We start from the raw sequence: 10143 nt of genomic DNA, 5'->3' as shown, positions 1-10143 counted from the left end.
GGTGAGTATGGCCAACTCTGACGGTATTTCAAAACGTCCGATGCTCCCGGCTGCTACAGGAGAACCGGCTTCGGCGTGAGGCACGCCTTGTCCAAGGAGATCCGGAACGCGCCGTTGCGCCCGCGGGTGCCGGGGCGTCCCGCGACCCCGGTACGCCGGGATACCACTGACGCGCCGTCCATGGCGCGACTGTACCCGGCTACGCATCGGCAGTGGTCAGGACGGCTCAGACGCCCACCCGGCGCCAGCCGTCGGCCGCCCGGGCGGCCCTGATCAGCTGGTCGCACAGTTCGCGCAGTTCGGTCGCCTGGGCTCCCTCGTCGAGCGCGGTGGCAACATCCTCCGCCGCGCACCGCACCTGGTAGACCCGGTCGGACAGGTCGGCGGCGTCGTCGGCCGACAGGACCACCGCGTCGGGAGGCAAGGCCAGCGAGACCCCGGCGCCGCCCCTGGTCAACGAGGCGCGTTGTTCGTATGCCCGCTGCCGGCACGACTGGCGACAGTACTGGCGGCGGCGTCCCATCCCGGCGTCGGACACGTCGCGACCGCACCAACGACACGGCTGCGGGCGGGGGCGGCGGCTCACGCCTGCCGACTTTAGTCGGGATTACGTGGCGATCCCGGTATCATTGAGGGTCGCGTCGCGTACGCCGGCAACCGACCGGGGAACTACGCAGACCGCCGCAACGTTTGCCAAGCGGACAGAATTGCAGTACAGCAGCCCGAAAGTTCAAAAGACCTAGAGGAGTAGCAACATGGCTGATCGCGTCCTTAGAGGCAGCCGCCTCGGAGCCGTGAGCTACGAGACCGACCGCAACCACGACCTCGCACCACGTCAGCTCGCGAAGTACCGCACCGAGAACGGCGAAGAGTTCGAGGTCCCTTTCGCCGACGACGCTGAAATTCCCGGCACCTGGCTGTGCCGCAACGGCTTGGAAGGCACCCTGATCGAGGGCGACCTGCCCGAGCCGAAGAAGGTGAAGCCGCCCCGCACGCACTGGGACATGCTGTTGGAACGGCGCAGCGTCGAAGAGCTCGAAGAGCTGCTCAAGGAGCGGCTCGAAATCATCCGGTCACGCCGCCGCGGCTGACCCCCGACCGATCTAGCTGCGGTTGTCGGCGCGCTGAGTGCCGGCGCGGGTCTTGCGGCCCTCGATGCCCCAACGGGTGACCTTCATCAGCGCCTCGCGGATGTTCGATCCGCTCATCTTGGAGACGCCGAGCTCACGCTCGGTGAAGGTGATCGGCACCTCGACGATGACGAACCCGTTGCACACGGTGCGCCAGGTCAGGTCGATCTGGAAGCAGTAGCCCTTGGAGTCCACCGCCTCGAGACCGATCGCCTCGAGGACTTCGCGGCGGTAGGCGCGGTAGCCGGCGGTGATGTCATGGACGCCGATTCCGAGGGCAAGCCGTGCATAGGTGTTGGCCGTCCACGACAGCGCCCAGCGCCGCCACGGCCAATTCCGCACCGACCCGCCCTCGACGTAGCGGGATCCGATCGCAAGGTCTGCTCCGGCGTCGACGGCGTCCAGTAAACGGTGAAGCTGCTCGGGCGCGTGACTGCCGTCGGCGTCCATCTCCACCAGCACCGAGTAGTCGCGGCTCAGACCCCAGGCGAAGCCCGCCAGATAAGCCGCGCCCAGGCCGTCCTTGGCGGTGCGGTGCATCACGTGGGTTCGACCGGCATCCGCGGCCGCCAGTTCCTCGGCGAGCTCGCCGGTGCCGTCGGGGCTGCTGTCGTCGACGATGAGCAGGTGCACGTGGGGGCAGGCGTCCTTCAGCCGCCGGTGGATGACCGGCAGGTTCTCCCGCTCGTTGTAGGTGGGGATGATCACCAGGACGCGCTCGCTGGGACGATTTCCCGGGTTCCGGGGCGCCGGCTGGCCGGTGGTCATGTAGCTCCTCTGTGTCGCCCGATGTTTCGCGACGGTCGTCGGCCGCCCTCGTGGAGCGGAGTGTAGTCACCGCCGTCCGCCGGCGGCGCCTGGTCCCCGCCCTCGTCGGGCGGGGTTTCGCCCGGGGGCGTACCGGCGTTTGGGGATTCGTCCGGGGCCTCGGACCTCCGACGAATCGGACGCGGGAACCATCCATTGTGCCGTATCCCGGCCAGGATGGCCGCTCCGGCCGCCGCGACCAGGAGCCACTGCAGGATGGGACCCCAGCGGGTCGCCGGCGTCAGTTTCGTCTTCAGGCGCACCTGGATGTCCAGGTAATCGGGCTGGAAGAAGTCGGTGCGAACCAGCTCGGCGCCGTCGGGCGCGATCACCGCGCTGATCCCGGTGGTGCCGGCGACTACCACGTATCGGTCGTGCTCGACGGCCCGCACTTTGGCGAATCCCAGCTGCTGTTCGCTCATCGTCTTGTTGAAGGTGGCGTTGTTGCTCGGCACGGCGAGCAACTGGGCACCATTGAGGACCGCTTTGCGCGGGACGCGGTCGAAGATCACTTCCCAGCACGTGGCCACCCCGACCGGCACCCCGGCGATGTGCACGACGTCCGTGCCGGGCCGGGGCACCATGTTCCCGGCGCGGTTGGCGTACGCGGAGAGATGGCTGAACAGCCACGGCATCGGCAGGTATTCGCCGAAGGGCTGCACGATTTCCTTGTCGTGCCGATCGGCCGGTCCAGTCGACGGGTTCCACACGATCATGGTGTTGGTGTACTGCGGATTCTCCGGTGGGCTGCCGGGGAGTTCCGACACGGTGCCGATCAGGACCGGCGCGCCGATCGCCGTCGCGGCCTGCGATATCTCCAGCGCGGCGTCGACGTTGACCAGCGGATCGATGTCCGAGGAGTCCTCCGGCCAGATGACGAACTGGGGTTGTGGCGCCTGGCCCGCCCGCACGTCCTCCGCCAGCCGCAGGGTCTCGCGGACGTGGTTGTCGAGCACCGCCCGCCGCTGCGCGTTGAAGTCCAGACCCAGCCGCGGCACATTTCCTTGCACCACAGCGACGGTGACCGAGGGTTCGCCGCCCGATCCCGTGCCGGCGTGACGCACCTGCGGCCAGACGACGACGGACGCGAATAGCACCAGACAGATGCAGACGCCCGGCAGCACCACCGCGGGCGGTTCCGCGTCGGTTTTCGCCGGTTCGTCGTCATCGGAGCCGCGGTGCGCCCGTTTACCGGCGTGCCACCACTTCACGATCTCCAGCTCGATGGCGGTCGCGCTGAACCCAACCAGCACGATCGCCATGGAGAGCAGCGAGGCTCCCCCGAGCTTGACCAAGGGCAAGAAGGGGCCCTGTGCCTGGCCGAATGCCACCGATCCCCATGGGAAGCCACCGAACGGGACGATCGATTTCAGCCACTCCTGGGCCGCCCACACCAGCGCGAACCAGACCGGCCAGCCCGGCAGCTGCCGCACGAGCACGGCCCCTAGGCCGAAGAGGGCCGGAAACAGCGCACACGTCATCGCCAGCACCGTCCAGGGCACGGCGCCGACGAGCAGGCTGATCCACGGCAGCAGCGGCAAATAGAACGCCAGCCCGAAGAGGAATCCGTAGCCCAATCCGCCGGCCGGCGTCGTCGCCGGATGCTTGAGCACCCAGGCCAGCAGCGCGGCGGCCAAGACCGCGCCCCACCACCAGTTCAGGGAGGGGAAGCTGGTGAAGAGCAGGACACCGCCCGCTATGGCGCAGGCCAAGCGGGTCAGCCGTGGCAGCACGGCCGCCCGGACGGCGGGCAGCCGCGCGAGCGCGCCCGCACCCACCTGGCGGGCCGTGGCCGCCATGCGGCTGGTCAGCGGCGGCGCGCCGGGTTCCGGGGAGTCGACCTCGTGTTCGGGCTTGTCGTCGCGCTCCGGGTCGATATCCGGGTGCGCCCCGAGGTCGTCGTCCACCGGCTCAGCCTCGCCGGCTCCCTCGGGGCGGTCCTTTCGGCCGGAGCAGTCCTCAGCCATGGATGACAGCGCCCCGATGCACCGTCCGCCGGCACCGCGGCAAGGCGTCGTTCGGGCCCAGGCGCGGCAGGGCCGGCACCCGGGCGCGCGGGTCGGTCGACCAGCGCTGCACGGCGTCGCGAGGCGCGTGGCCGTCCAGGGGCCCGGCGTCCCATACGGCATAGGAGGCCGGCGCACCGGGCACCAGCGTTCCCGTCTTGCCGTCGTGGACACCGGCGGCCCGCCAGCCGCCACGGGTCGCGGCGGCGAACGCGGCACGCGCGGAGACCGCGCTGCCCGGGGTGCGATGGTTGACCGCCGCGCGCACGCTCGCCCAGGGGTCGAGGCCTGTCACCGGTGCGTCGGAACCAAGCGCGAGGGGCACGCCTTGGGATGCTAACAGCGCTAACGGATTGAGCCGACTGCCTCGTTCGGCGCCGAGGCGGCGCGCGTACATGCCGTCGGTGCCGCCCCACAGCGCATCGAAGTTGGGCTGCACGCTGGCGATGACGCCCCAGTGCCCCAGCTGGGCGGCCTGCTCGGCGGTGACCATTTCGAGGTGCTCCAGGCGGTGCCCGCACCGGGCGACGGCGACCGCCCCGAGTCGCGCGACGACCCGCTCGAAGGCGGCGACCACCGCGGAGACGGCGGCGTCGCCGATGACGTGGAAACCCGCGGTCACCTCCGCCTCGGTGCACGCCCGCACGTGCGCCTCGATGGCGTCTGGGTCCAGGTAGCAGGTGCCGAGCCGGTCCTCGGCGTCGGCGTACGGCTCGTGCAGCCAGGCGGTGCGCGACCCGAGCGCGCCGTCGACGAAGAGATCGCCGGCCAGCCCGCGCGCCCCGGTCTCCTCGACGAGCGCGCGCGCCCGTGCGGGGGTGGTCACCGCCTCGCCCCAGAAGCCGGTCACCTCGACGCCTCCATCGAGGGTTCGCAGCTGCAGCCAGTCGTCCAGACCGCCGATCTCGGGCCCCGCGCATTCGTGCACCGCGACGATGCCGGCGGCCGCGGCGGCGCGCAGGGCGGCCGCGCGGGCCTCGGCCAGCTGCTCGGGCGTCAACAGGTCGCGGGCGACGGCGCGGACCAGGTGGTGGGCGTCGCCGGTCAGCGGCTGGTCGGGTGAGAAGCCGACAGCCGCCGGTAGGTCCGCGACCAGCCGGCGCAACCCCGTCGAGGCGAGCGCCGAGTGCACGTCGACCCGGGTCAGGTAGGCCACGCGGTCGCCGAGGACGGCATCGAGGTCGTCGGTGCTCGGCGGGCTGTTCTCGGGCCAGGACGACTCGTCCCAGCCATGCCCCCACACCGGCCGGCCCGGGTGGGCGGCCGCATAGTCGGCGACCAGCTGGATGCACTGCGCGCGCGAGGTCGCCGGGCGTAGATCGAGCCCGCTGAGCATCAGGCCGGTTGCGGTCAGGTGGATGTGGCTGTCCACGAATCCGGGCGCCACGAACCCGCCCTGCAAGTCCTCGACGTCGGCGCCGGGAAACGAGTTGCGAGCGACATCGTCGCTGCCCAGCCAGGCGACCACGCCGTCCCGCACCGCCATGGCGGTGGCGTCGGGATGGGTCGGGCTGTGCACCCGGCCGTTGACCAGGAGCGTGGTGGACACGTCACTCACAGGGCAAAACTACGTGTGGTGGCAGGCCGGTGGTTAGTCCCAGGCGGGCCGGCCCGGGTAGCCGCCCCGCACCGGCTCGTTCGGCAGGGCGGGCGGCCTGATGTCGTGGACGTCCACGACCTCGCCGTCGATGTAGTCGTCCCCCGCAGCGCCGCCGCGCTGGCGCACGCCCGCGGCGAACAGCGTCGTGTCGGCGAACATCGGCACCCGCCGCCGCAGGCCGCGCATCGCGATCGCGGCCAGACCCGGCCCGACCACCGCACGGACGGGCCGCACCAGCAGCAAGAGCCCCAGAACCGTGCTGACCAGTCCGGGCATCAGGACCAATAGCGTGGCCAGCGTGATCAACGTCCCGTCTCGCACCGCCGTGCGCGGTTCGGCGAGGCCGGAGCGCAGGTGCCCGATCTGACGGAGAAGGTGCGAGCCCATCACAGGCACCAGCAGGCCCCATCCGAGCAGGAAGGTGCCCGCCAGCGCCAGCAGCGTCCAGCCCCAACCGATGGTCCAAACCAGGGCGATGGTCGCCGCCAGCTCGACGGCGGCGTAGCCGAGAAACAGCCGTGACAGCATGTCCAGCCAACGTCCGCCAACCGCGCCGAAGTTCCCATGGTGACTTCCGGGGCGATTGCAGTTAGATGACGCTATGACCACGATTGAGATCGACACCCCCGACGGACCGATCGACGCGCTGCTGGACCTCCCCAGCGGTCAGGGCCCATGGCCCGGCGTGGTCGTGGTCCACGACGCGTTCGGATACGCCCACGACAAGGAGTCGACGAACAAGCGCATCGCGCAGGCCGGCTACGTGGCGATCACGCCGAACATGTACGCGCGGGGCGGCCGCATCCGCTGCATCACCCGGGTGATGAAGGAGCTGCAGACGCAGCGCGGCCGCGCCCTGGGCGACATCTTGGCGGCCCGCGACCACCTGAAATCCATGCCCGAATGTTCCGGCCAGGTCGGCATCGCGGGGTTCTGCATGGGCGGCCAGTTCGCATTGGTCATGTCGCCCAAGGGTTTCGGCGCCTCCGCCCCGTTCTATGGCGCTCCCCTGCCCCGCAACCTCGATAAGACGCTAGACGGGGCGTGCCCCATTGTGGCCAGCTTCGGCGCCCGTGACCCGCTGGGACGCGGCGCGCCGGAGAAGCTGCGCGAGACCATCGCCAACAAGAACATCACCGCCGACGTCAAGGTCTATCCCGGCGTTGGGCACAGCTTCGCCAACGAACTGCCGGCCCAGCCGCTGCTGCGGATTACCGGTTTCGGCTACGACGCGGACGCCACCGAGGACGCCTGGCGCCGGGTGTTCGCGTTCTTCGGTGAACATTTGGCGTCGGGCGCGACGACCTAGTTGCGTCACACCAACTTTCGCGACAGGACCGTCGCGAACGTGTGCGTGTCTCTAGGCCAGCGCGCCGACACGTAGCTGCCGTCGTCGACGACGAACGCGGGCCGCGAATCGGTCGCGGTGTCGCGTGAAATCCCGGAGGATTTGCGCCGCCAGCCAGGCGAACCGCGCACGACATCGCAGAAATCCGTCGGATTTTCAAGTGCGCGAGTCACTTCCGACTGCACCGACATGTAACCCCGGGGCTGGCCGGGTTGCTCGGTGTAGGTCCGGTAGTAGTTCCGGTCCCAGAATCGGGTGAACCGCGTCAATCGCCAAGCCAGGCCCTCCATCGCCCACGTCAACGCCGTGGTCTTGTGTCCATAGAGCACCGAACGACCGGTCTCGGGATCGACGCTGCGCGCCGCGAGCAGCACGCCGTGGCAGATGGCGGCGACGATGACCCCCCGCTTGAACGCTTCGACGACAAGCCGGTGCAGGACGGCGCTGTCGACATAGCTGCGCATCCCCCGGGCGCGATGCCCGCCGGGCAGCAGCAGCGCGTCGACTCCGTCGAGGCCGGCTTGCGCCCACGCGATGGGGTGCTGAAACTCGTTTGACGCCAGCATATCCCGATACGCGCTGCGGCCATCCTTGTTGGCACGCAGCATCAGCCCGATCACCGGGATGGCGCCCAGCACGGGCAGGGCGGACCACACGTCCAGGCCGCGGCCGCTCACCATGATGTCGTCCGCCGCACCGGGTGATCCGCTTTCGGTGGCAAACACCACCCGATGTCCGTTGCGGGTCAGGACGCGCCAGCTGACGGCGACCTCGGTCGGGTCGAAGTCACGGTCGGGGATGGGGACGAGAACGGTGCCCATGCGGCCTATGCCTGCGCCACCCGGAGCTCGAGGCCAACGTTGTTCTCCATGCCGCCGCGCAGCTTGCTGAAGAGATTGAACACCTTGCCCACGATGCCGTAGCGCTTTCCGATCGCGTCGTAGACGACGGCGGTTTGCGACTTGTCGAGGATCGCTGCGGTGCCTTCGACGGCCTCGCTGGTCGGGCGGCCCTGCATGGTGCAGGTGGCCAGGGTGACTCGTGGAGTGTTGCGAATCCGCTTGACCTTCCACGACTTTGCCTGGGTGATGACCAGGAGCCGGTTTTGGTCCGCGGCCGCCCAGATCGGCGTTGGCTTGGCCTTGCCGTCCTTGGTGAAGGTGGTCAACAGGATGTATTGCGCCTTGGCGAGATCGGCAAAAGTCGGTGTCACGGTGTCAACCTACGCCGGTCGGTCGGCTCGTGCCGAGTGTGCGGCCGGCCGCACGCTCGATGCCGAGTGTGCGGCTTGCCGCACACTCGCGTCAGGGATCAGCCTTCCAGGTCGCCCTCGGTCTCCAGCAGCGCCTGCCGCAGGCCGTCGAGGGTCTCGGGTTGCGGCTGTTCCCACATGCCGCGGCCGGCGGCCTCCAAAAGCCGTTCGGCCATGCCGTGCAGCGCCCACGGGTTGGACTCGGCCATGAACTTCCGGTTTTCGGGATCCAGCACATAGCTCTCGGTGAGCTGCTCGTACATCCAGTCGGCCATCACCCCGGCGGTGGCGTCGTAGCCGAACAGGTAGTCAACGGTCGCGGCCATTTCGAACGCACCCTTGTAACCGTGCCTGCGCATCGCCTGCATCCAGCGTGGATTGACGACGCGGGCGCGGAAGACCCGGGTGGTCTCCTCGGAGAGCGTGCGGGTGCGGATCGCGTCGGGTCTGGTGTTGTCGCCGATATAGGCGGCGGGCGCCTGCCCCGTCAGCGCCCGGACCGTGGCCACCATGCCGCCGTGGTACTGGAAGTAGTCGTCGGAGTCGGCGATGTCGTGTTCGCGGGTGTCGGTGTTTTTGGCGGCCACGGCGATCCGACGGTATTGGCGGTTCATGTCGTCGACCGCCTCGCGACCGTCCAGGTCGCGGCCGTAGGCGAACCCGCCCCACGCGGTGTACACCTGCGCGAGGTCAGCGTCGTCGCGCCAGTTGCGGCTGTCGATCAGCTGCAGCAGCCCGGCGCCGTAGGTTCCCGGCTTGGATCCGAAAATCCTTGTGGTGGAGCGCCGTTGGTCGCCATGCTGGGCCAGGTCGGCCTGCGCGTGCGCGCGCACATAGTTGTCGTCGTTGGGCTCGTCGAGGCCGGCGACCAGCCGCACCGCGTCGTCGAGCATCGTCACCACGTGCGGGAAGGCGTCCCGGAAGAACCCGGAGATCCGCACAGTCACGTCGATGCGCGGGCGGCCCAGCTCGGCCAGCGGGATCGGCGTCAGGTCGACGACGCGCCGCGACGCGTCGTCCCAGACCGGGCGGACACCCAGCAGCGCAAGCACTTCGGCGATGTCGTCGCCGGCGGTGCGCATCGCCGAGGTGCCCCACACCGACAGTCCCACCGACTGGGGCCAGCGCCCGTGGTCGTTGCGGTAGCGGTTCAGCAGCGAATCCGCCAGGGCCACACCGGCTTCCCAGGCCAGCCGCGACGGTACCGCCTTCGGGTCGACGGAGTAGAAGTTGCGGCCCGTCGGCAGCACGTTCACCAGGCCGCGCAGCGGTGAGCCCGATGGGCCGGCCGGGATGAACCGGCCGTCCAGCGCGTTGAGCACCTGCTCGATTTCGGCGGCGGTTCCGGCAAGCCGGGGCACCACCTCGGTGGCCGCGAACCGCAGCACGGCCGCCACCTCGGGGTTGTCGGTGATGCCGTCGGCGGCTTCGGGATCCCAGCCGCTGGCCTGCAGCGCGGCGACGAGTTCGCGCGCCGCGGACTCGGCCCGGTCGACCGAAGAGCGTTCGTCGGTGCCGTCCTCAGCCAGGCCCAAGGCCTGCCGCAACCCGGGGAGGGCGTGCTCGCCGCCGAACAGTTGGCGGGCCCGCAGGATCGCCAGCACGAGGTCGAGTTCGACGTCCCCGGAGGGCTTTTGGCCCAGGATATGCAGGCCGTCGCGGATTTGGACGTCCTTGATCTCGCAGAGCCAGCCGTCGACGTGCAGCAGCATGTCGTCGAACGAGTCCTCCGGCGGCCGCTCCGTCAGCCCGAGGTCGTGGTCCATCTTCGCGGCCCGGATCAGCGTCCAGATCTGCTGGCGGATGGCGGGCAGCTTGCCCGGATCCAGCGCGGCGACGTTGGCGTGCTCGTCGAGCAACTGCTCCAAACGGGCGATGTCACCGTAGGTTTCGGCACGCGCCATCGGCGGGATGAGGTGGTCCACGAGCACCGCGTGCGCCCGTCGCTTGGCCTGGGTGCCCTCACCGGGGTCATTGACCAGAAAGGGATAGATGAGGGG

Annotated in this window: 9 protein-coding genes and 1 pseudogene; 2 read left to right on the top strand and 8 right to left on the bottom strand. The window is 69.7% G+C overall.

The genetic code is table 11. The annotated features are described in order from the left end of the window. Window positions 1-53 precede the first annotated feature (53 nt). Together A5697_RS28625 and A5697_RS21435 are read right to left on the bottom strand one after the other, a co-directional pair. Entirely contained in the window at window positions 54-182 is a 129-nt protein-coding gene (locus tag A5697_RS28625; protein ID WP_255396000.1) for a hypothetical protein, read from the bottom strand. 44 nt (window positions 183-226) lie between these two features. Continuing rightward, entirely contained in the window at window positions 227-586 is a 360-nt protein-coding gene (locus A5697_RS21435) for a hypothetical protein (protein WP_082953529.1), read from the bottom strand. Window positions 587-755: 169 nt separating this feature from the next. Between A5697_RS21435 and rbpA the strand changes: the two genes are divergently transcribed. Then, complete coding sequence (rbpA, locus tag A5697_RS21430) at window positions 756-1091, top strand: RNA polymerase-binding protein RbpA (protein ID WP_067926986.1); 336 nt, start codon at window positions 756-758, stop codon at window positions 1089-1091. On the opposite strand, the pseudogene lnt reads toward rbpA, so the two are convergent. The 3 genes and pseudogenes from lnt to A5697_RS21410 all read right to left on the bottom strand — a co-directional run bounded on the left by lnt (window position 1066) and on the right by A5697_RS21410 (window position 6071). After that, window positions 1066-3736, bottom strand: a pseudogene (lnt, locus tag A5697_RS21420) (apolipoprotein N-acyltransferase). The gene rbpA and the pseudogene lnt overlap by 26 nt on opposite strands. Before the next feature lie 160 nt (window positions 3737-3896). After that, window positions 3897-5429, bottom strand: coding sequence for an amidohydrolase (locus A5697_RS21415; RefSeq protein WP_156673401.1), 1533 nt, complete (start codon window positions 5427-5429; stop codon window positions 3897-3899). 105 nt (window positions 5430-5534) lie between these two features. After that, a complete protein-coding gene (locus tag A5697_RS21410) occupies window positions 5535-6071 on the bottom strand; it encodes an FxsA family protein (RefSeq protein WP_067942979.1) in 537 nt (178 codons plus the stop codon). Between the two features lie 73 nt (window positions 6072-6144). Here A5697_RS21410 and A5697_RS21405 point away from each other — a divergent pair, with 73 nt between their 5' ends. After that, on the top strand, window positions 6145-6852 hold the full coding sequence (locus tag A5697_RS21405) for a dienelactone hydrolase family protein (protein WP_067942981.1): 708 nt from the start codon (window positions 6145-6147) through the stop codon (window positions 6850-6852). Window positions 6853-6857: 5 nt separating this feature from the next. Here the strand turns inward: A5697_RS21405 and A5697_RS21400 are convergent, their stop codons facing one another. From A5697_RS21400 to A5697_RS21390, 3 genes are all read right to left on the bottom strand, one after another. Then, window positions 6858-7712 (bottom strand): type 1 glutamine amidotransferase domain-containing protein, encoded by an 855-nt coding sequence (locus A5697_RS21400; protein WP_068011964.1) that lies wholly within the window; start codon window positions 7710-7712, stop codon window positions 6858-6860. A gap of 5 nt (window positions 7713-7717) precedes the next feature. Further along, complete coding sequence (locus A5697_RS21395) at window positions 7718-8104, bottom strand: PPOX class F420-dependent oxidoreductase (protein ID WP_067942985.1); 387 nt, start codon at window positions 8102-8104, stop codon at window positions 7718-7720. A 98-nt stretch (window positions 8105-8202) separates the two neighbouring features. Beyond that, a partial coding sequence (locus A5697_RS21390; RefSeq protein ID WP_197501079.1) for a cobaltochelatase subunit CobN occupies window positions 8203-10143 on the bottom strand: 1941 nt, incomplete at its 5' end.

The organism is Mycobacterium sp. E3251 (assembly GCF_001666835.1).
Lineage (GTDB): Bacteria > Actinomycetota > Actinomycetes > Mycobacteriales > Mycobacteriaceae > Mycobacterium.
Note: the sequence above shows the minus strand (reverse complement) of the source record. Positions and strands in the feature narration are given on the sequence as shown.